This is a genomic window from Streptomyces sp. UG1, from assembly GCF_049974585.1.
Lineage (GTDB): Bacteria > Actinomycetota > Actinomycetes > Streptomycetales > Streptomycetaceae > Streptomyces.
Map to the genome: position 1 here is coordinate 182,599 of NZ_JBNGGG010000007.1, position 20,178 is coordinate 202,776.

14 protein-coding genes and 2 pseudogenes are annotated in these 20,178 nt (G+C 71.1%); 11 read left to right on the top strand and 5 right to left on the bottom strand.

Annotated elements, in window-relative coordinates; all coding sequences use genetic code 11:
- The first annotated feature begins 32 nt into the window (after positions 1–32).
- The gene (locus tag ACP4J3_RS10405; protein WP_426532692.1) at positions 33–2,138 is read left to right on the top strand and encodes an MMPL family transporter; all 2,106 of its coding nucleotides are present in this window, start codon (positions 33–35) and stop codon (positions 2,136–2,138) included.
- Between the two features lie 37 nt (positions 2,139–2,175).
- Here ACP4J3_RS10405 and ACP4J3_RS10410 read toward each other — a convergent pair whose 3' ends face one another.
- Positions 2,176–2,457, bottom strand: a complete 282-nt coding sequence (locus ACP4J3_RS10410; protein WP_426532694.1) for a DUF1905 domain-containing protein — start codon at positions 2,455–2,457, stop codon at positions 2,176–2,178.
- Between the two features lie 174 nt (positions 2,458–2,631).
- Between ACP4J3_RS10410 and ACP4J3_RS10415 the strand changes: the two genes are divergently transcribed.
- Positions 2,632–4,038 carry a glycoside hydrolase family 16 protein gene (locus ACP4J3_RS10415; protein ID WP_426532696.1) on the top strand — a complete coding sequence of 469 codons (1,407 nt, stop codon included), beginning with the start codon at positions 2,632–2,634 and terminating at the stop codon, positions 4,036–4,038.
- A gap of 171 nt (positions 4,039–4,209) precedes the next feature.
- On the opposite strand, the pseudogene ACP4J3_RS10420 reads toward ACP4J3_RS10415, so the two are convergent.
- Positions 4,210–4,371 (bottom strand): annotated as a pseudogene (locus ACP4J3_RS10420) (AraC family transcriptional regulator); the annotation flags it as partial.
- 623 nt (positions 4,372–4,994) lie between these two features.
- A pseudogene (locus tag ACP4J3_RS10425) lies at positions 4,995–6,509 on the bottom strand (zinc ribbon domain-containing protein); the annotation flags it as partial.
- A gap of 302 nt (positions 6,510–6,811) precedes the next feature.
- Here ACP4J3_RS10425 and tal point away from each other — a divergent pair.
- The 7 genes from tal to ACP4J3_RS10460 are packed head-to-tail and all read left to right on the top strand — an operon-like array spanning position 6,812 to position 15,070.
- Positions 6,812–7,960, top strand: coding sequence for a transaldolase (gene tal, locus ACP4J3_RS10430; protein ID WP_426532698.1), 1,149 nt, complete (start codon positions 6,812–6,814; stop codon positions 7,958–7,960).
- Positions 7,957–9,513, top strand: coding sequence for a glucose-6-phosphate dehydrogenase (gene zwf / locus ACP4J3_RS10435; protein WP_426532700.1), 1,557 nt, complete (start codon positions 7,957–7,959; stop codon positions 9,511–9,513). The genes tal and zwf overlap by 4 nt, the downstream gene beginning before the upstream one ends.
- Positions 9,510–10,445, top strand: a complete 936-nt coding sequence (opcA, locus tag ACP4J3_RS10440) for a glucose-6-phosphate dehydrogenase assembly protein OpcA (protein WP_426532702.1) — start codon at positions 9,510–9,512, stop codon at positions 10,443–10,445. The genes zwf and opcA overlap by 4 nt, the downstream gene beginning before the upstream one ends.
- Entirely contained in the window at positions 10,438–12,120 is a 1,683-nt protein-coding gene (gene pgi, locus ACP4J3_RS10445) for a glucose-6-phosphate isomerase (RefSeq protein ID WP_426532704.1), read from the top strand. Before opcA ends, pgi begins: the two co-directional genes overlap by 8 nt.
- 1 nt (position 12,121) lies before the next feature.
- Positions 12,122–13,000 (top strand): phosphogluconate dehydrogenase (NAD(+)-dependent, decarboxylating), encoded by an 879-nt coding sequence (gene gnd / locus ACP4J3_RS10450; RefSeq protein WP_426532706.1) that lies wholly within the window; start codon positions 12,122–12,124, stop codon positions 12,998–13,000.
- A 6-nt stretch (positions 13,001–13,006) separates the two neighbouring features.
- The gene (locus ACP4J3_RS10455) at positions 13,007–13,594 is read left to right on the top strand and encodes a histidine phosphatase family protein (RefSeq protein WP_426532708.1); all 588 of its coding nucleotides are present in this window, start codon (positions 13,007–13,009) and stop codon (positions 13,592–13,594) included.
- 42 nt (positions 13,595–13,636) lie between these two features.
- On the top strand, positions 13,637–15,070 hold the full coding sequence (locus ACP4J3_RS10460; protein WP_426532710.1) for a membrane-associated oxidoreductase: 1,434 nt from the start codon (positions 13,637–13,639) through the stop codon (positions 15,068–15,070).
- On the opposite strand, the gene ACP4J3_RS10465 is transcribed toward ACP4J3_RS10460, so the two are convergent.
- Together ACP4J3_RS10465 and ACP4J3_RS10470 are read right to left on the bottom strand one after the other, a co-directional pair.
- The gene (locus tag ACP4J3_RS10465) at positions 15,057–16,859 is read right to left on the bottom strand and encodes a bifunctional sugar phosphate isomerase/epimerase/4-hydroxyphenylpyruvate dioxygenase family protein (protein ID WP_426532712.1); all 1,803 of its coding nucleotides are present in this window, start codon (positions 16,857–16,859) and stop codon (positions 15,057–15,059) included. The genes ACP4J3_RS10460 and ACP4J3_RS10465 overlap by 14 nt on opposite strands.
- Positions 16,860–16,873: 14 nt before the next feature.
- Positions 16,874–17,758, bottom strand: coding sequence for a shikimate dehydrogenase (locus ACP4J3_RS10470; protein WP_426532714.1), 885 nt, complete (start codon positions 17,756–17,758; stop codon positions 16,874–16,876).
- A gap of 166 nt (positions 17,759–17,924) precedes the next feature.
- Here ACP4J3_RS10470 and ACP4J3_RS10475 point away from each other — a divergent pair, with 166 nt between their 5' ends.
- Positions 17,925–18,590 carry a TetR family transcriptional regulator gene (locus tag ACP4J3_RS10475; RefSeq protein ID WP_426532716.1) on the top strand — a complete coding sequence of 222 codons (666 nt, stop codon included), beginning with the start codon at positions 17,925–17,927 and terminating at the stop codon, positions 18,588–18,590.
- A gap of 114 nt (positions 18,591–18,704) precedes the next feature.
- On the top strand, positions 18,705–20,060 hold the full coding sequence (locus tag ACP4J3_RS10480) for an MFS transporter (RefSeq protein ID WP_426532718.1): 1,356 nt from the start codon (positions 18,705–18,707) through the stop codon (positions 20,058–20,060).
- The last annotated feature ends 118 nt before the right edge of the window (positions 20,061–20,178 follow it).

Below are 20,178 nucleotides of genomic sequence, written 5' to 3' on the forward strand. Positions count from 1 at the left end.
GATGGCAACCGACCGTCCTGCCGGGAGGGACCGTGCTCTCCACGCTCGCCCGGGCGGCGACCCGCCGCCCGCTCACCGTCATCGCACTCTGGGTGCTCTTCCTGCTGCTCGGCTTCGGCCTGGGGACGGGCGTCTTCAGCCAGCTCTCGGACAACGTGGCCGACATCCCGGGCACCGAGTCGGAGGCCGCCGCGCGGTACCTCGACGACACCGACCCCGCCGGCGAGTCGATCACCGGCGTCGTCGAGGGCACCGCCGTCGCCGACCCCGCGCTGCGGGCCCAGGTCGAACGGGCCGTCGCCGATGTGCGGTCCCTCGCCGGGGTGGCCGCCGTGCCCGACCCGTACACCACCCGGGGCCTGACCGCCGAGGACGGGCAGGCCCTGATCATCCCCGTCACCCTCGAAGGCGGTCTCGACGACGCCGCCGAGGAGACGGCCGTGGACGCGGCGGCCGACCGCATCCGGCAGATCGACGCGCCCGAAGTGCACGTCAGCGGCGGGCCGTTGCTCGGCACGCAGATCGCCGAGCGGGCCCAGGAGGACGTACGGAACGCGGAGTTGATCTCGCTGCCGGTCGTCCTCGCCCTGCTGCTGGTGGTGTTCGGCGGGCTGCGCGCGGCGATGCTGCCGCTGGTGATCGCGGTCAGCGGCATCGCGGGGGCGTTCCTGGCGCTGTTCCTGTTCAGCGAGGTCACCGACATCTCGGTGTACGCGATCCAGGTGACGACGATGCTGGGGCTCGGACTCGCCGTGGACTACGCCCTGTTGATGGTGGTCCGCTTCCGCGAGGAGCGGCGGGGCACCGAGGATGTCGCGGAGGCCGTGCACCGCACGGTCGCGGCGGCCGGCCGGACCGTGCTCTTCTCCGGTCTCACGGTCGCGGTCAGCCTGACCGGGCTGCTGGTGTTCCCCAGCGTGTTCCTGCGCAGCATGGGCCTGGCCGTGGCCGCCGTGGTGGTCGTCGACATGCTGGCCGCGCTCACCCTGCTGCCCGCGCTGCTCGCCAGGTTCGGCGGGAGGATCGCCCCGGCGAAGGACCGCCCGGACGGCGAGGAGGGCCGTGTCTTCGCCCGCCTGGCCCGCTTCTCGGCCCGGCGCCGTATCGCCGTCGTGGCCACCGTCGTCCCGGTCCTGCTGGTCCTGGCGCTGCCCGTCACCGGCATGACGATCAATCTCGGCGACGCCAAGCAGCTCCCGGCCGGCACCGAGGCACGGCAGTTGCACGACACCGTCGACGAGCATTTCCCGCCGGGCACCGGCGTCACCCCGATCACCGTGGTGCTGCGGCCGGGCACCGACGCGGCGACCGCCGACCGCGTCCGGGCGCTGTCCCCGACCGCCACGGCCCGCGAACTCCCCGGAGGCACCGGCGTCGTGCGGATCCAGCCGCCGGGCAGCGTCGACGGCGCGGAGGCCACCGCCCTGGTCGAGCGGATCCGGGAGGTGCGCGGCGACGCGCCCGTCGAGGTCACCGGACCGGCGGCCCGTCTGGTGGACTTCCGCGAGATGCTCGCCGAGCGGGCGCCCTGGGCGGCGGTCACCGTCCTGGCCGGCATCTTCGCCCTGCTCTTCGCCTTCACGGGCTCGCTGCTGATCCCGCTGCGCACCATCCTCACCACCCTGCTCAGCCTGGGCGCCGCGCTCGGCGTGGTGGTGTGGGTGTTCCAGGACGGCCATCTGGCCGGGCTCCTTGGTGGGGAGGGCCTGGGCGCGCTGAGCCTGACCGCGCCGCCGCTGATCGTGGCGATCGCCTTCGGACTCGCCATGGACTACGAGCTGTTCATCCTGGCGCGGATGCGTGAGGCGCGACAGTTCACCGGGGCCGACCAGGAAGCCGTGGTCACCGGTCTGCGCCGCTCCGGCCGGGTCGTCACCTGCGCGGCGCTGCTCCTCGCGGTGGTCTTCGGCGCCTTCATGACGGGCGGCTTCGCCCCGATCCTGCAGATCGGTCTGGGGCTCACCCTCGCGGTGCTGATCGACGCGACGGTCGTACGGATGCTGCTGGTCCCGGCGACGATGGCGCTGCTCGGCCGGCACGCCTGGTGGGCGCCGAGGCCGCTGCGTCGGGCGCACGAACGGTTCGGCCTGCACGAGCAGGCGCCCGTACGCGAATCACCCGTGACGACCAAGGTCTGACACCTCTCAGGGCACCGGCGCCTCACCGTGCCGGTGCCTACAGGCGCACGGTCATCTCCACGGTCACGTCGTCCCCGGAGCCCAGCCGCCCCCGCACCGCGTTCTTCAGCGGCAGCAGATAGCCCCCGTCCCTGGGAAAGAGCGACGTCTCGAAGGCGACCTCGTCGATGCGCGCCTCGACCGGGACGACACCCCAGCCGTACGTGGCCATCGCCGCCACCTCCCGGATGTCGGCGGACTCCTGGTCCGGCACCCGGACGAAGTAGTACGGCGCCGGTCCGCGCCATTCGATCACCGGGCCGGTAAAGGCGAGTTCCATGCCGCATTCATAGGGTGAACTTCCCTGTGACGCAAGGGTTTTCTCTGCTTCACCTCTTGACGACCGGAACGCCGGAGAGCACATTGGCGACACTTTGAGAGCGCTCTCACGCCGCAGCCCGCTCTCCGAGGCACCCGCACCTCCCCCACTCCGTACACCGAGAGGCAGCACCCCATGAGTGACCCCTCCGGCATACACCGCGGACACCGCAGACACCGCTCCCCACGGCGTGCGCTGTTCGCCGTGCTCGGCACGCTCGGCCTGGTGGCGGCCGCCGCCACCGTCGCCGTCCCGTCCGCGAACGCCTCCGCTCCCCCGCCCCCGTCGGGCTGGACGCAGGTCTTCCTGGACGACTTCGACGGCGCCGCCGGCAGCGGCGTCAACACCTCCAACTGGCAGTACGCCACCGGCACGGGCTATCCAGGCGGCCCCGCCAACTGGGGCACCGGTGAGATCGAGACGATGACGAACAGCACGAACAACGTCTCGCTCGACGGCAACGGCAACCTGCTCATCACCCCGCGCCGCGACGCATCCGGCAACTGGACCTCGGGACGCATCGAGACCAACCGCACCGACTTCCAGCCCCCCGCGGGCGGCAAGCTGCGTGTCGAGGCCCGCATCCAGGTACCGAACGTCACCGGAGCCGCCGCCAAGGGCTACTGGCCCGCCTTCTGGATGCTGGGCGCCCCCTACCGCGGCAACTACTGGAACTGGCCCGGCGTCGGCGAGCTCGACATCATGGAGAACACCCAGGGCCTGAACACCATCTGGGCCACGATGCACTGCGGTACCGCACCGGGCGGCCCCTGCAACGAGAACAGCGGCATCGGCTCGACCACCTCATGCTCGGGCACGACCTGCCAGGCCGGATTCCACACCTACCGCATGGAGTGGGACCGCTCGACGAGCGTCGAGGAGATCCGCTTCTACCTCGACGGCAACCACTTCCACACCGTGCGGGCCAACCAGGTCGACGCGACGACCTGGGCGAACGCCACCGACCACGGGTACTTCATCATCCTGAACGTGGCGATGGGCGGCGCCTTCCCGGACGCCTTCGGCGGCGGCCCCGACGGCGGGACGCAGCCCGGCCACTCGATGGCCGTCGACTACGTCCAGGTGCTGTCGGCCGGTGGGAGCGGTACCACTCCCCCGCCGACGGGCAACCGTGACGCCTACAGCGCCATCCAGGCCGAGTCGTACGACGGCCAGGGCGGCGTGCGCACCGAGTCCACCGCCGACTCGGGCGGCGGTCAGAACATCGGCGCGCTGGCCAACGGCGACTGGGCGCTGTACCGGGGCGTCGACTTCGGCTCCGCGCCGGCCACGCAGTTCGTCGCCCGGGTGGCCAGCGGTGCGGCGGGCGGTGTCAGCGGTCTGGTGGAGGTACGCCTGGACAGCCGCGGCAACGCGCCGATCGGCAGTTTCGCGGTGGCCAACACGGGCGGCTGGCAGTCGTGGCGGACGATCCCGGCGAACATCAGCGCCGTGACCGGCACCCACGACGTCTATCTCACCTTCACCAGCGGCCAGCCGGCGGACTTCGTGAACGTGAACTGGTTCAACTTCGGCCGCTGACGGCGGCGCCGCAGGCGCGGTGCCCCGCGAGACGGTCCTCGCGGGGCACCGGCGCGTTCAGCCACAGCACGCCAGAGGACCTACCACCTCACATCACGCAGCTCCGCCCGAAACACCGCTGGCGTCATCTCCATGTGCTGATGAAAGAACTTGGACAAGTTCGCGGCATCCGGGTGGGAGGTCGTAGCGGTAGAGGCCGGTGGCCTCCACCGTGGCGCGGGGCAGGAAGCCCGGTTGCATGGTCAGGACGGTGCCCCGGTACAGTCACCGATCCGTGGAAGCAGTGGACCTGGCGGGGCGGATCCACAGCAGGCCCTCGGCGAAGTCGACCACGAGAAGGTTCTGCCCTCGTCATCGTGGCCGACCGTCATATCCGCCTTATTCTGTCTCAGTTGCGCGCCGATCGCACTCGCCTGTGCTCTACGCCCTCGGGGTGTCCCACTTTCACCACAGCGTCTCTGATCAGTTTCGTGATCCATGTCAGACATAGAGTCTGGCGTGGGATCTGCCCATCGCGGAGGGGTGGCGTGGGCGTGCAGGTGGAATCCCGCGCCCAGTGCTGCTCCTCGTGGCCTGTGTCGGCCGGATGGGGGTCCCCCCGGACGAAGTCTGGGGGAGGAGGTGCTGATCGTCATCACGTCCTGGTGCCGGTGGGCTGCGCGGGGCAGCGTCCTCCGGCCCGTTGGTGCGTGTCCCTCCGGACGCTTACCCGCCGGACCCGCGGGGCCGGTGGGGGAGGGTACCCTGCGTCGCCTGGGCGCGGGGCGTGTGGAACGGCGCCGGGTGGGGCCGGTCTTGGACCGGTCGGCCCGGCTGGTCTCGGCAGTTGGGGTGATGACGGCTGCGAGCGTGTCCACCACCGTGCGGATCGCCATCTGCCCGGTTGCCCTGTCGGTGATGGTCTTGGCCTGATGCGTGAGGCCACGTGCGGCGATGCGCTGCCATGCGCCGTGGTCGCGGTCGCCCTGCCACCCGCATCCTGCCCGATCGGGGCACATGGCCCATTTCCAGCCCGGTGCCGTGGGACGGTCGGGGGCTTTGCGGTGCCGCAACACCTCCAGGCACCGCGGGCAGTGCCTGGAGGTGTTGCGGGGTGGGACGGTGACGACGGCGATACCGACCTCGGCGGCGAGGTGCCGGATGCGGTCGGCGATCTGACCGCGCACCGTCTGGGACAGGCGGGTGTTATGGGTGCGGCCCATGCCGCCCGCTTCCATCGACCGCAGATCTTCCAGGTAGATGACCGTGGCCCTGGCGGCGATGGCCTGATCCACCGTCCAGCGGGCAGCAGCCCAGGACAGAGCGTCGTTGAGGTTCGACCTGCGGTCGCAGACACGGCGGATCTCCTCACGGAGCAGATCGTGTCTGCCGGTGAGCGGATGCCCGGTGGTGTCGCCGATGAGCCGCTGGTACTGGTCGGCCTTGGCGTGCAGGTACTCCGACAGGCGCCGCAACCGGTGCTGCCTGGCCAAAACACCAGCGGCCCGGAACTGGGCACCAGCCCCCAGGGGGGTGATCCGCCCGTCGTCGTGCAGCCGGGCCGCGCCTGCGCTGAGAAGAGTGTTGAGGCCCCAGTCCACGCCGAGGGCCACGGTGTGGCCGGTAGGTCTGGCCCTGGGGACGGCGTGGGTGTAGGCCAGATCGGCACGTACCTTCCCGCCCGCAGGGCGGAGGGTGGGCAGGTGCAGCACCGCACCGGGCGGGACGATGGGCGGTAGCGTGATCGGGCAAGCCACCCACGCCCAGTCCCGGTAGGAGCGCGGCTCGGGCCGGGTAGGCAACTGCAAACGCAGCAGCGCGCGTTGCGGGTCGACCTCGCCGCGTTCGATGGTGGCCTGCTGCCCGTCACACGCCGACAGCAGCATCATCCGCGCTGCCCGGGGAGGAGTCTCCAGCTCGAACACATCCGTCGGCAGACGGCCGTTCTTCATGGCGAAAGCGGTGATCTGCCGCGTGCGGGAGCTGATCACGCCCGACGGGAGGTACCGGCCGCCGGGGACCGCCTCCCGCACCTGGTCCCACTCCGCAGGGGTGCGCCTGCCCGGATCGCACGGCCACGTCGCAAGGACCGCGGACGTCAGCTCGGCCCGACAGCTCGCCTGGCGCAGAGCACGCCCGGCCTGCTCCTGGGCCATCCTCACGATCCGGTCATTGACCTTCACACGCCCGTCCCGGGCGGCCGTCCAGCCCAGTCGGCGCAGCGCCATCCACGCGTTCGAGGGCAGCTTCCTCCCGTCCGCGTCCTCCCCCGAGGCGAGCACGTCCACATCAGTGGCGTTCCAGTGCTCGGCCAGCAGTTCGGCAGCCATGCCGGACACCAGATCAGCGGCCCAGCCGACCCTCCCCCAGACTCCGTCCGGGGGGACCCCCATCTCGCTTCGCTCGGCCAGCACCGCGGCAGACAGCATCTCGCCCGTCTTCTCCACCACGCCCGCACGCAGCAATCCAGGGGCACAGGCAGTCCGGGCCATTTCGCCCTCGTCGAGCGCCAGCTTCCGACTCACCAGCTCCCCCTATTCCCTCCCGTGGTCGTGTCATCCGATCAACGACACGTCCGCGAAAAGGTCACGCATTCGAACCGGGCACTCAGGTGCGAGACCAAGCCCGGTACGCGGGCACACGGCACGACACCGCCGGACGACACGTCGCTACGGATACCCATGGAAACGCATGAGCCTGTTCGCCGAGTACGGCTTCACTCCCGAGAACGTCGCCGCCGCAGACCGGGAATCCCTCGCTGCCACCCGCGGTTGATCCGATCGACAGAAAGAAGATGATCACTCTGACCACCGAAGCCACCACCACCGCCGGCACCCTCGAGCGCCTCTCCGACGAGGGCGTCTCGATCTGGCTGGACGACCTCTCGCGGAGGCGGATCGAGTCCGGCAACCTCGCCGAGCTGATCGCGACCAAGAACGTCGTCGGCGTCACCACCAACCCGTCCATCTTCCAGGCCGCCATAGGCTCCGGCGAGGGCTACGAGCAGCAGCTCGCCGACCTCGCGGTGCGGGGTGTCACGGTCGAGGAGGCCGTGCGCATGATGACCACCGCCGACGTCCGTGCCGCCGCCGACATCCTGCGGCCGGTGTACGACGCCACCGACGGCCGCGACGGCCGGGTCTCCATCGAGGTCGACCCGCGCCTCGCCCACGACACCGCGGCGACGATCGCCGAGGCCCGCCAGCTCGCCTGGCTGGTCGACCGGCCCAACGTGATGATCAAGATCCCGGCGACCCGGGCCGGACTGCCCGCCATCACCGAGGTCATCGCCCAGGGCATCAGCGTCAACGTCACGCTGATCTTCTCCCTGGAGCGCTACCGCGAGGTCATGGACGCCTATCTGGCCGGTCTGGAGAAGGCCGCCGCGAAGGGCCTGGACCTGTCCGCCATCCACTCCGTGGCGTCCTTCTTCGTCTCCCGCGTCGACACCGAGATCGACAAGCGGCTGACGGCGATCGGCACGGGCGAGGCGCTCGCCCTCAAGGGCAGGGCCGCGCTCGCCAACGCCCGCCTCGCCTACCAGGCGTACGAAGAGGTCTTCGCGGGCGACCGCTGGATCGCCCTCACCGGCGCCCGGGCCAACAAGCAGCGCCCGCTGTGGGCCTCGACCGGTGTGAAGGACCCGGCCTACAAGGCCACCCTGTACGTGGACGAACTGGTCGCCCCCGGCACCGTCAACACGATGCCCGAAGCCACCTTGAACGCCACCGCCGACCAGGGCGAGATCACCGGCGACACGGTGACCGGCGGCTATGCGCAGGCCCGCGCCGACCTGGCCGCGGTGGAGGCGCTCGGCATCTCCTACGAGGAGGTGGTCACCCGTCTGGAGGACGAGGGCGTCGCCAAGTTCGAGGTGGCGTGGCAGGACCTGTTGAACGCCGTGAAGAAGTCGCTCAGCAGCAAGGGAGCTGACGCAGCATGACCTCCTCCGACTGGGACCGGGAACGGGACCGGGGCTGGGACAACCCCCTGCGCGACCCCCGGGACCGCCGTCTCCCCCGTATCGCGGGCCCGTCAGGGCTCGTCATCTTCGGCGTCACCGGCGACCTGTCCCGCAAGAAGCTGATGCCGGCCGTGTACGACCTCGCCAACCGCGGCATGCTGCCGCCGGGCTTCTCGCTGGTCGGGTTCGCCCGGCGGGACTGGGAGGACGAGGACTTCGCGCAGATCGTGCACGACTCGGTGCGCGAGCACGCTCGTACGGAGTTCCGCGAGGAGGTCTGGCGGCAGCTCTCCGAGGGCATGCGGTTCATCCCGGGCGACTTCGACGACGACACGGCGTTCGACCAGTTGCGCCGGACGGTCGAGGAGCTGGACAAGGCACGCGGGACGAGCGGCAACTACGCCTTCTACCTGTCGGTGCCGCCGAAGTTCTTCCCGAAGGTGGTGCGACAGCTCAAGAAGCACGGCCTGGCGGACGCTCCCGAGGGATCCTGGCGGCGGGCGGTCATCGAGAAGCCGTTCGGCCACGACCTGGCGAGCGCGCGGGAGCTGAACGCGATCGTGCACGACGTGTTCGACCCGGAGCAGGTCTTCCGCATCGACCACTACCTGGGCAAGGAGACCGTCCAGAACATCCTGGCGCTGCGGTTCGCGAACCAGATGTTCGAGCCGATCTGGAACCGGTCGTATGTCGACCATGTGCAGATCACGATGGCCGAGGACATCGGCATCGGCGGCCGGGCGGGCTACTACGACGGCATCGGCTCGGCGCGTGACGTCATCCAGAACCACCTCCTGCAGCTCATGGCCCTGACGGCCATGGAGGAGCCGGCCGCCTTCGACGCCGCCTCGCTGCTCACCGAGAAGCTGAAGGTGCTGAGGGCGGTCAAGCTGCCGGAGGACCTGGGTGCGCACACCGTGCGCGGACAGTACGCGGCGGCCTGGCAGGGCGGCGAGAAGGTGCTCGGGTACCTCGACGAGGACGGCATCGCCCCGGACTCCAGGACCGACACCTACGCCGCCGTCAAGCTGAACGTCGACAACCGGCGCTGGGCGGGCGTGCCGTTCTATCTGCGCACCGGCAAGCGGCTGGGGCGGCGGGTGACGGAGATCGCCGTCGTCTTCCAGCGGGCGCCGCACTCCCCGTTCGACTCCACCGCCACCGAGGAGCTGGGCCAGAACGCGATCGTCATCCGCGTCCAGCCCGACGAGGGCATGACGGTGCGGTTCGGCTCGAAGGTGCCGGGCACCTCGATGGAGATCCGGGACGTGACGATGGACTTCGCCTACGGCGAGTCGTTCACGGAGTCCTCGCCCGAGGCGTACGAGCGGTTGATCCTGGATGTCCTCCTCGGGGACGCCAATCTGTTCCCGCGTCACCAGGAAGTGGAAGAGTCCTGGAAGATCCTCGACCCGATCGAGGAGTACTGGGACACACACGGCAGGCCGGCGCGGTACGCGTCCGGGAGCTGGGGACCCGAGGAAGCCGACGAGATGCTCGCACGAGACGGACGGAGCTGGCGCAGGCCATGAAGATCGACCTGACCGACACCACGGCAAGCAAGATCAACAAGGCGCTGGTGCAGGGCCGCCACGCCATCGGCACCCCGGCCGTGGGCATGGTCCTGACGATGATCATCGTCACCGACGAGGAGAACGCCTACGACTCCATCAAGGCGGCCGAGGAGGCCTCGCACGAGCACCCCTCGCGCACCCTGGTCGTCATCAAGCGGCAGGCCCGCACCCCGCGCGAGCGCACCCGCTCGCACCTGGACGCCGAGGTCCGGGTGGGCGCCGACGCCGGCACCGGCGAGACGGTCGTGCTGCGGACCTACGGCGAGGTGTCCGACCACGCCGACTCGGTGGTGCTGCCGCTGCTGCTGCCGGACGCCCCGGTCGTCGTGTGGTGGCCGGTGGACGCGCCGGAGCACCCCGCGAAGGACCCGCTGGGCGCGCTGGCGCAGCGCCGGATCACCGACCTGTACGCCACCGAGAACCCGCTGGCCGACCTCGAGGTGCGCGCCCGCTCCTACGCGCCCGGCGACACCGACCTGGCCTGGACCCGGCTCACCCCCTGGCGCTCCATGCTCGCCGCGGCCCTGGACCAGGCCCGGGTGCCGATCATCTCGGCGGTGGTGGAGGCCGAGGCCGACAACCCGGCCGCCGAACTGCTGGCCCGCTGGCTGGAGGCCCGTCTGCACGTCACCGCCGAGCGGGTCGTCACCGCCGGGCCGGTGGTCACGGGCGTGCGCCTGGGCACCGAGAACGGCGAGATCGTCATCGACCGCCCCGAGGGCCCGCTGGCCACCCTGCACCTGCCGGGCCAGCCGTCGCGCACTCTCGCGCTGAAGGTCCGCACCACCTCCGAACTCATCGCCGAGGAGCTCAGGCGCCTCGACCAGGACGAGATGTACGCCGTCGCCCTGCGGGGCGAGGGCACCAAGGAGACCCCCTCTCATGTCTGAGAACGCCCGGCTCGCCCGGCGCCCCCAGTGGACCGCCCTCGAGGACCACCGCGCGGACGTCCTCCAGCGCCCGCGGCTGCGTGAGCTGTTCGCCGCCGACCCCTCCCGCGCCGAGCGGTACGTCGCGCGCGTGGGCGATCTGCGGATCGACTACTCCAAGCACCTGATCAACGACGAGACGCTCGCCCTGCTCAACGAACTGGCCGTGGCCACCGATGTGTTCGGGCTGCGCGACGCGATGTTCCGCGGCGAGCGGATCAACGTCACCGAGGACCGGGCGGTGCTGCACACTGCGCTGCGGGCGCCGCGGGACGCGGTGATCGAGGTGGACGGCGAGAACGTCGTGCCCAAGGTCCACGCGGTGCTGGACAGGATGAGCGACTTCGCCGGCCGCGTCCGCTCCGGCGAGTGGACCGGCCACACCGGCCGCCGGATCCGCAACGTCGTGAACATCGGCATCGGCGGCTCCGACCTCGGTCCCGCCATGGCGTACGAGGCGCTCCGTCCCTTCACGGCACGGGAGTTGACGTTCCGCTTCGTCTCCAACGTCGACGGCGCCGACCTGCACGAGGCGCTGCGCGACCTCGATCCGGCCGAGACGCTGTTCATCGTCGCGTCCAAGACGTTCACCACGATCGAGACCATCACCAACGCCACATCGGCGCGCTCCTGGCTGCTGGCCGGGCTGAGCGGCGAGGAGAAGGCGGTGGCACGGCACTTCGTGGCCCTGTCGACGAACGCCGAGAAGGTGACGGAGTTCGGCATCGACCCGGACAACATGTTCGAGTTCTGGGACTGGGTCGGCGGGCGGTACTCGTACGACTCGGCCATCGGGCTCTCGCTCATGATCGCCATCGGGCCGGACCGCTTCCGGGAGATGCTCGACGGCTTCCACACCGTCGACGAGCACTTCAGGACCGCCCCCGCCAAGGACAACGCCCCGCTGATCATGGGCCTGCTCGGCATCTGGTACAGCAACTTCCTGGGCGCCGAGTCCCATGCGGTACTGCCGTACTCGCACTACCTGTCGAAGTTCACGGCATATCTGCAGCAGCTCGACATGGAGTCCAACGGCAAGTCGGTGGACCGCGACGGGCGGATCGTGGGCTGGACGACCGGTCCGGTGGTGTGGGGCACGCCCGGCACCAACGGGCAGCACGCCTACTACCAGTTGATCCACCAGGGCACCCGGCTGATCCCCGCCGACCTGATCGGCTTCGCCCGCCCGGCCGCCGAGCTGAGCGACGAGCTCAAGGCGCAGCACGACCTGCTGATGGCGAACCTGTTCGCCCAGGGCCAGGCGCTCGCCTTCGGCAAGACCGCGAGCGAGGTGCGCGCGGAGGGCGTGCCCGAGGAGCAGGTCCCGCACCGCACCTTCCTGGGCAACCACCCCACCACCACGATCCTCGCCCCCGAGCTGACCCCGTCGGTCCTCGGCCAGCTCGTCGCCCTCTACGAGCACAAGGTCTTCGTGCAGGGCGCCGTCTGGCACATCGACTCCTTCGACCAGTGGGGCGTGGAGCTGGGCAAGGTCCTCGCCAAGCGCGTCGAACCCGCCCTCACCGGAGGGGCCGAGGTCCCCGGTCTCGACCCGTCCACCGCCGCCCTCGTGGCCGCGTACCGCTCGCTCAAGAACGCATCGGACGCGCTGGGCGTCCAGGAGGAAGTGAACTGACATGCAGATCGGCCTTGTGGGTCTCGGCAAGATGGGCGGCAACATGCGCGAGCGACTGCGCAACGCCGGCCACACCGTCGTCGGCTACGACACCAACCCCGAACTGTCCGACGTGGCGAGCCTGGCCGACCTCGTCGACCGGCTCGACGCGCCGCGCACGGTGTGGGTCATGGTCCCGGCCGGCGCCCCCACCCAGCTCGTGATCGACCAGTTGGGCAGTCATCTCAAGCCCTACGACATCGTCGTCGACGGCGGCAACTCCCGCTGGACGGACGACGAGAAGCACGCCAAGGAGCTGGCCGCGCACGACATCGGCTTCGTCGACGCGGGCGTGTCCGGCGGCGTGTGGGGCCTGCAGAACGGCTACGCGCTGATGGTCGGCGGCGAGAAGGAGCACGTCGACCGGCTGAAGCCGATCTTCGAGGCGCTCAAGCCGGAGGGGCCGTACGGCTATGTCCACGCGGGCAAGGTGGGCGCCGGACACTTCGCGAAGATGGTCCACAACGGCATCGAGTACGCCATGATGCAGGCCTACGCCGAGGGCTGGGAGCTGCTGGAGAAGGTCGACTCGGTGGACAACGTCCGCGAGGTCTTCCGCTCCTGGCAGGACGGCACGGTCATCCGGTCCTGGCTGCTGGACCTCGCGGTGAGCGCGCTGGACGAGGACGAGCACCTTCAGAAGCTGAAGGGCTTCGCGCAGGACTCCGGCGAGGGGCGCTGGACCGTCGAGGCGGCCATCGACCACGCGGTGCCGCTGCCCGCGATCACCGCCTCGCTGTTCGCCCGGTTCGCCTCCCGCCAGGACGACTCCCCGCAGATGAAGATGATCGCGGCGCTGCGCAACCAGTTCGGCGGCCACGCCGTCGAGTCGAAGGAGTAGGGCACCGTGGGGGATCTCCTTCTCGTCCGCCACGGTGAGACGGAGTGGAGCAGGTCGGGACAGCACACGAGCCGGACCGACCTGCCCCTCACCCGGGCCGGCGAGGAACAGGCCAAGTCCCTCGCCCCGCTCCTGTCCGGCCGGACCTTCGCCCTCGCCCTGACCAGCCCGCTGCGGCGGGCGGCGCGCACCGCCGAACTGGCGGGCGTGAGCAGCGCCGTACCGGACGCGGACCTGCACGAGTGGGACTACGGCGGCTACGAGGGCGTCACCACCGCCGACATCCACCGCACCCGCCCCGACTGGAACCTGTGGACCGACGGAGCGCCGCCCGGAGCGGACGGTCACCCGGGCGAGTCGCCCGAGCAGGTGGGGGCGCGTGCCGACCGGGTGCTGTCCCGGGTGGCCGCGGCGCTGCCCGACGGCGATGTGATCCTCGTGGCACACGGCCACTTCCTGCGCGTCGTGACGGCCCGCCGACTGGGGCTGCCCGCGGCGGACGGGCGGCTGTTCCAGCTCGCGACGGGGACGGTGAGCCGTCTGTCGACGGAGCATGGGCGGCCGGTGGTCGCGGAGTGGAACGTCCGGGCATAGCCGATTGACATCGTGAAAACAGGCCCGTCAGAGTTGCCGCCGATGGAGATCAACGATCTGACACCGGCAGAACTGAGGGTGTGGCAGGCCTTCCCCAAGGGGGAGGCCGTGGACTTCCGCGACGCGCCGGACCAACGGAGCGTACGTGCCGCGGTGTTGAGGGCTCTGCTGCTCGACGGCCCGGTGGTGAGCGGTGAGGTGGCCGCCCTCAAGGTGGCGGGCGCGCGCGTCACCGGCGTACTGGACCTGCGGTACGCGACGGTCGAGAGCGTCGTGCGGCTGAGCCACTGCCACTTCGAGGACGTCCCGGATCTCTCCGGCGCCCAACTGAAGTACCTCAACCTGTCCGGGTCCCGCCTGCCCGGTCTGGCGTCGGCGCGGATTCGGGTCGACGGCGGGCTGCGGCTGACGGACTGCCGGTTCACCGGGCCGGTACGGCTCGGCGGTGCGCAGATCGCCGGGGCGCTGTACCTGGAGGGCGCCGAGATCACGGCACCCGAGGGAACCGCGGATCCGGTGCTCCAGCTCCACCAGGTGACCGTCGGGGAGGACCTGTGCGCGTCCCGGCTGCGCACCCGCGGCGAGATCCGGCTCGGCGGTGCCACGGTCAGCGGCTCGCTCCGGCTGGAGGACGCCGACCTGCGTCATACCGGCGATTTCGTCCTCAACGCCGAGGCCCTCGAAGTCGGCGCCAACGTCCTCGGCAGACGCCTGAGCGCACAGGGCCGTATCGACATGCGCGGCGCCCGCATACCCGGCCGGCTCGACCTGCTGAGCAGCCGGCTGTCCAACCCCGGCGGCACCGCGATGCGGGCGAGCAGCTGTGTCATCGGCGAGGTGTGGCTGCGCAGGGGGCCGCAGATCGAGGGCATGCTCAACCTGCGCCGCTCGCAGATAGAGCACCTCAACCTGGAGCCGGAGATGCTCCCGGACCAGGTCCGCATCCTCGACCTCACCTACACCTCGCTCACCCCGCATGTGCCGCCCGAGCAGCGGCTGCCCATGCTGGAGCGGGACGAGGGCAGGTTCGACCCGCACGGGTACGAGCAGTTGACCGCGTCCTACCGCCGCACGGGCGACGACCACGCCGCTCGCCTGGTCCAGCTAGCCAAGCAGCGCCGGCACCGCACCACCCTGCCCTGGTACGGCCGGCTGTGGGGGCGGGTCCAGGACGCCACCGTCGGCTACGGCTTCCGGCCGATGCGCGCGCTGGGCTGGCTGCTGTCGCTGCTCGCCGTCGGCTCGGTCACGTTCGCGCTGGACGCGCCCGCGGCGCTGAAGGCGGACGAGGCACCCGACTTCAACCCGGTCTTCTACACGCTCGATCTGCTGCTGCCGGTGATCTCCTTCGGGCAGGAGTCGGCGTTCGCCCCGACCGGCGGGCAGCAGTGGCTGTCCTACGTCCTGGTACTGGCCGGCTGGATCCTGGCCACCACGGTCATCGCCGGCGTCACCCGCACGGTCAGCCGCCAGTGACGGCCCGCGCAATGTGCTGCGCGGCCAGCCGCACCGGCGCGTTCGGGGCGTCGTAGCCCCGGTAGCCGTCCCGCTGCACCAGCTCGAAGAAGACGCGGCCGACGGTCAGGGTGTAGCAGTGCCGGAACTCGCCGTGCGCGTCACGGTCGTAGAGGATGCCGAGTGCGCGGTACGTCTCCAGCTCGCCGTCCGCGAACTCGTGCCGTGCGGCCAGGTCGTCGTAGTAGTTGGCGGGAATCGGCAGCAGCCGCCCGCCCGCCTTCCGGAACCGGCGGGCGGCCGCCACCACGTCGTCCGTGGCCAGCGCGATGTGCTGGGCGTGCGCGGTGTCGTCGGTGGGCGCCGCGCCGACGCCGAGGGCGATGCGGACGCTGCCGTCGGGGTTGGTGACGGCGCGGCTGCGCATCAGGCCGTACGGGTCGGCGACGTCCACGCTCTGGTGGGCGTGCAGGCCGAGGACGCTGCGGTGGAAGAGGGTGGCCTCGTCGTAGTGGTGCCAGGGCTGGGTGAGGGCGAGGTGGTCGATCCGGTCGATGCCGGCGGCCGGGGGCTCGTGCGCGGCGTCGACGATGTCGGCGAAGTCGGCCCGCCAGTTGGGCAGTTCGGGCCGGTCCGTGGCGCAGAAGAACAGTTCGGTGCCGTCGGGTGCGGCGACCGCGTCGAGCGGGGCATCCCCGGTGGCGCGGCGGCGGGGCAGGACGGGTGCCAGGAGGGCCTCGGCGCGGCGGGCGGCGGCGGCCGGGTCCGGGGATTCGAGGCCGATCGCGGCGAGGCCGGTGCCGTCCCGGCGGGCGGCGCCCGAGGTGTTGACCAGGACCCGGGCCGCGCCCTGCTGCCAGAGGTCGACCGGCTTGGTGCGGTGGCGTGCGGTGCGGGTGAAGCCCAGGGCGCCGAGCACGGCCGCGACCGGCTCGGCGTCGGGCGTGAGGAGTTCGGCGAAGGCGACGCCGGTGGGGACGACGGGCGCGGGCGGGGTGGCGACGCCGATCTGCTCCTGAAGGACCAGCAGGGAGCGGTGGGCGTCCACGGCCGTCGGGCCGGCGTCGGCCTGGCGGAAGACGTCGTTGAAGACCTCCAGGGAGAGAGGGCCGTCGTATCCGGTGTGCAGGACGTCGCGGACGAGCCCGGCGACGTCGAAGCCGCCCTGGCCCGGGAAGCAGCGGTAGTGGCGGCTCCACTGCAGGACGTCCATCGCGAGCAGCGGGGCGTCGGCGAGCTGGAGGAAGAAGATCTTCTCGCCGGGGATGTCCCGGATGCCCTTGGGGTCGGAGCCCCGGGAGAGGATGTGGAAGCTGTCCAGGCAGGTGCCGAGCGCGGGGTGGTCGGCGGCCTCGACGATGCGCCAGGCGTGGGTGTACGTGTTGACGTGCCGCCCCCAGGCGAGCGCCTCGTACGCCACCCGGATCCCGGACTCCTGGGCCAGTTCGGCGAGTTGGCGCAGGTGGTGCGCGGCGAGCGCGTCGTCGTCCACGGCGAGCGGATGGACGCTGGAGCAGACGAGCACGGTGTCCGCGCCGAGCCTGCGCATCAGCTCGAACTTGTGCCGGGCGCGCCGCAGATTGCGGACGAACGCCTCGGCGGGCACGGCTTCGATGTCCCGCATCGGCTGGTAGAGGTCGACGGTGAGGCCGAGGTCGGCGCAGCGGGTGCGGATCTCCTCGGGGGTGAGGGGGCTCGCGAGCAGATCGTTCTCGAAGATCTCGACGCCGTCGAAGCCGGCCCGGGAGGCGGCCGTGAGCTTCTCGGTGAGTGATCCGCTCAGGGAGACGGTGGCGATGGACGTGCGCATGCCGGTACCTCTTCCTACCTCGGGGTTCCCACGGCTCCGGCCAGCTCGGCGATGTCCGCCAGCATGCGCGCGCCGTCCGGCTCCCGGCCGGTGAACAGGCGGAAGGCGTCCGCCGCCTGGAACGCGGCCATCCCGCCCCCGTCCAGAGCGGCGCAGCCGGTCGCCCGGGCACTGCGCAGCAGCTCGGTCTCCAGCGGGCGGTATACGACCTCGGCGACCCACAGCCGCGGGTGCAGCAGCTCGGCCGGCAGGGGCAGGCCGGGGTGGGCCGCCATGCCGGTCGGGGTCGCGTGCACCAGACCGTCGGCCCGGCCCAGCAGCGCGGGCAGCGCGTCCGGGGTGGCGCCCACCGCGCGGCCGGGGCCGAAGTGCCGGTTCAGCGCGGCGGCGAGGGCGACGGCCCGTTCGCTCAGCGCGTCGACGACGGTGACCCGCTCGGCGCCGAGCGTGAGCATGGCGTGCGCGACGGCCGCGCCCGCTCCCCCGGCGCCGAGCTGCACGACCCGCTCCAGCGGCACGTCGGGCAGCCCGCGCGCGAAGGACGCGGCGAATCCGGTGACGTCCGTGTTGTGGCCGACGGCCCGGCCGTCCTCGAAGACGACGGTGTTGACCGCTCCCAGCGCCGCGGCCTGCGGGGCCAGCTCGTCCAGGTGTCCGATGGCGAGCTGCTTGCAGGGGTGGGTGATGTTGAGCCCGTCGAAGCCCAGGTCACGGGCGGCCCGCACCAGGTCGCCCACCGCCTCGGGCGGGACGCCGAGGGTGTCGATGTCGATGAGCCGGTACAGATAGCGCAGACCCTGCCGGTCGGCCTCCCGCTCGTGCAGCGCCGGGCTGAGCGAGGGGCCGATGCCGGCGCCGATCAGCCCGACGAGATACGAGTCCTTGGTGTCCTCGGCCACCGGGCGTCCTCCAAAGCGGCAGTAATGTACGAACTGGTGAGTTACTAATAGCAGGCGGACCGGAGCTTGTGAAGGCCTGTCCCGACACACGGGGCGAGGGTCCTTCTACAATCACCGGCACGCGGGTGGGCCACGGGGGCGCACCCGCCCTCGCCGAAGGAAGCCGATGACCAGCGTCGAAGAGCCGGCACGCGCGAACGGGCGGACCCGTGACGCCGCCCGCACCCGGGCCGAGATCCTCGACGTCGCGACGCAGGAGTTCGCCCGCGCCGGATACGACGGCGCCCGCGTCGACGAGATCGCCGCCCGCACCCGCACCACGAAGCGGATGATCTACTACTACTTCGGCGGCAAGGAACAGCTCTTCACGGCCGTGCTGGAGCGGGCCTACGGCGTGATCCGGGAGGCCGAGCAGAAGCTCGACGTCGAGCATCTGGACCCGGTCGCGGCCATCCGCCGGCTGGCCGAGCTGACCTTCGACCACCATGAGCGGCACCCGGACTTCATCCGCCTGGTCAGCATCGAGAACATCCACGGCGCCCAGCACATCGCCGCCTCCGAGAAGCTGGGCAGGATCGGCTCACCGGCCCTGGACGTGATCCGCCGGATCCTGGAGTCGGGGCAGCGGTCGGGCCTGTTCACGGCCGACGTCGACGCCGTCGACCTGCACGCGATGATCAGCGCCTACTGCTTCTTCCGGGTCTCCAACCGGCACACTTTCGGCGCCCTGTTCGGCCGTGACCTGGTGGATCCGGCCCGGCGCGAGCACTACCGCGCGATGCTCGGCGACATGGTGATCGCGTACCTGACGGCGGAACGCACCGCGGACTGAAGCGGGCTGAACGCGGACCGAAGCCGTACGACACAAGCTCTTGACACCCGGGAAACACGGGCGCACGATCCCTAGTCACCCACCACTAACTATCCAGTGGGTTAATTAGCCGCGATGGGAGCCACGCCTGTGTCCGTCCCCGACACCCATGCCGGCCAGCCGAGGAAGGCAGCCACGGCTGCCTGGATCGGCAGCGCCCTGGAGTACTACGACTTCTTCATCTACGGCAGCGCGGCCGCGCTGATCTTCCCCGAGGTCTTCTTCGACGAGTCCGACCCGGCGACGGCCACCCTGCTGTCGCTGGCCACGTTCGGTGTGGCGTACGCCGCCCGTCCGGTCGGCGCGCTGTTCCTCGGTCACTTCGGCGACCGGCTGGGCCGTAAGAAGATCATGGTCTTCACGCTGATCCTGATGGGCGTGTCGACGTTCCTGATCGGCTGTCTGCCCACCCGCGACCAGGTCGGCACCCTCGCCCCGGTCCTGCTGGTTCTGTGCCGCGTGCTCCAGGGCATCTCGGCGGCCGGCGAGCAGGCCAGCGCCAACTCCATGACGCTGGAACACGCGCCCCCGCACCGGCGCGGCTTCTTCACCAGCTTCACGCTGAGCGGCACCCAGGGCGGGCAGCTCCTGGCCACCCTGGTCTTCATCCCGGTCGCCGCGCTGCCGGAGGAGCAGCTCATGGCGTGGGGCTGGCGGGTGCCCTTCTGGATGAGCGTCGCGGTGGCCGTCGTCGGCTATGTCATCCGCCGCAAGCTGGAGGAGACACCGGCCTTCGAGCAGCAGGCCGCCACCGAGGGGGTCGCCAAGCTGCCGCTGGCGGTGCTGATGCGGGAGCACTGGGCGGATGTGCTGCGAGTGGTCGCGGGTGCCCTGGTGGCCTCGGTCAGCACGATCTTCACGGTGTGGGCGCTGTCGTACGCCACCAGCGACTCGGTCGGGATGGACAGGTCCGCCATGCTGTGGGTGGCCGCCCTGGCCAACCTCGTCGCGCTCGGCGCGATCCCGCTGTGGGCGACGCTGTCGGACCGCATCGGCCGTCGCCCGGTGTTTCTGATCGGCGCGGCCGGCAGTGCGGTGACGATGTTCCTGTACCTGTGGGCGATCTCCACCGGCTCCTACCCGCTGACCCTGCTGCTGGGCATCGTCGCCTTCGGTGTCGTCTACAGCGCCGCGAACGGCGTGTGGCCCGCCTTCTACGGCGAGATGTTCGCCACCCGGGTCCGGCTGTCCGGCATGGCCATCGGCACCCAGATCGGCTTCGCGGTCGCCGGTTTCGCGGTCACCTTCGCCGCGCGGATCGCCGGCCCGAACGGCGACGACTGGTCGGCGGTGGCGCTGTTCACGGCGGCTCTGTGCGTGCCGCCGGTGGTGGCCGCGCTCTCGGCCCGCGAGACGGCGAAGGTGCCGACGGAGCGGCTCGGTGCGCGGGCATCTGGGCAGACCGCGCAGCCGGCGAAGGTCGCGGCCTGACGGTCACCGGGTCCCCGGACGCCGTAAGGGCCCGGGGACCCGGGCGCTGAACAGCCCACCGCAGTGTCGCGCCCCTGTAAGGGGCGCGGGGAACTGCGCGACCAGCCCCCACCGGCCC

Excerpts from the sequence above, each read along its gene's own strand:
- ACP4J3_RS10460 (WP_426532710.1), top strand. The coding sequence starts at position 13,637 with ATGGAGATCAACGATCTGACACCGGCAGAACTGAGGGTGTGGCAGGCC.
- ACP4J3_RS10475 (WP_426532716.1), top strand. The coding sequence starts at position 17,925 with ATGACCAGCGTCGAAGAGCCGGCACGCGCGAACGGGCGGACCCGTGAC.
- ACP4J3_RS10410 (WP_426532694.1), bottom strand. The coding sequence starts at position 2,457 with ATGGAACTCGCCTTTACCGGCCCGGTGATCGAATGGCGCGGACCGGCG.
- gnd (WP_426532706.1), top strand. The coding sequence starts at position 12,122 with ATGCAGATCGGCCTTGTGGGTCTCGGCAAGATGGGCGGCAACATGCGC.
- tal (WP_426532698.1), top strand. The coding sequence starts at position 6,812 with ATGATCACTCTGACCACCGAAGCCACCACCACCGCCGGCACCCTCGAG.
- ACP4J3_RS10415 (WP_426532696.1), top strand. The coding sequence starts at position 2,632 with ATGAGTGACCCCTCCGGCATACACCGCGGACACCGCAGACACCGCTCC.
- ACP4J3_RS10465 (WP_426532712.1), bottom strand. The coding sequence starts at position 16,859 with ATGCGCACGTCCATCGCCACCGTCTCCCTGAGCGGATCACTCACCGAG.
- pgi (WP_426532704.1), top strand. The coding sequence starts at position 10,438 with ATGTCTGAGAACGCCCGGCTCGCCCGGCGCCCCCAGTGGACCGCCCTC.
- zwf (WP_426532700.1), top strand. The coding sequence starts at position 7,957 with ATGACCTCCTCCGACTGGGACCGGGAACGGGACCGGGGCTGGGACAAC.
- opcA (WP_426532702.1), top strand. The coding sequence starts at position 9,510 with ATGAAGATCGACCTGACCGACACCACGGCAAGCAAGATCAACAAGGCG.
- ACP4J3_RS10480 (WP_426532718.1), top strand. The coding sequence starts at position 18,705 with ATGGGAGCCACGCCTGTGTCCGTCCCCGACACCCATGCCGGCCAGCCG.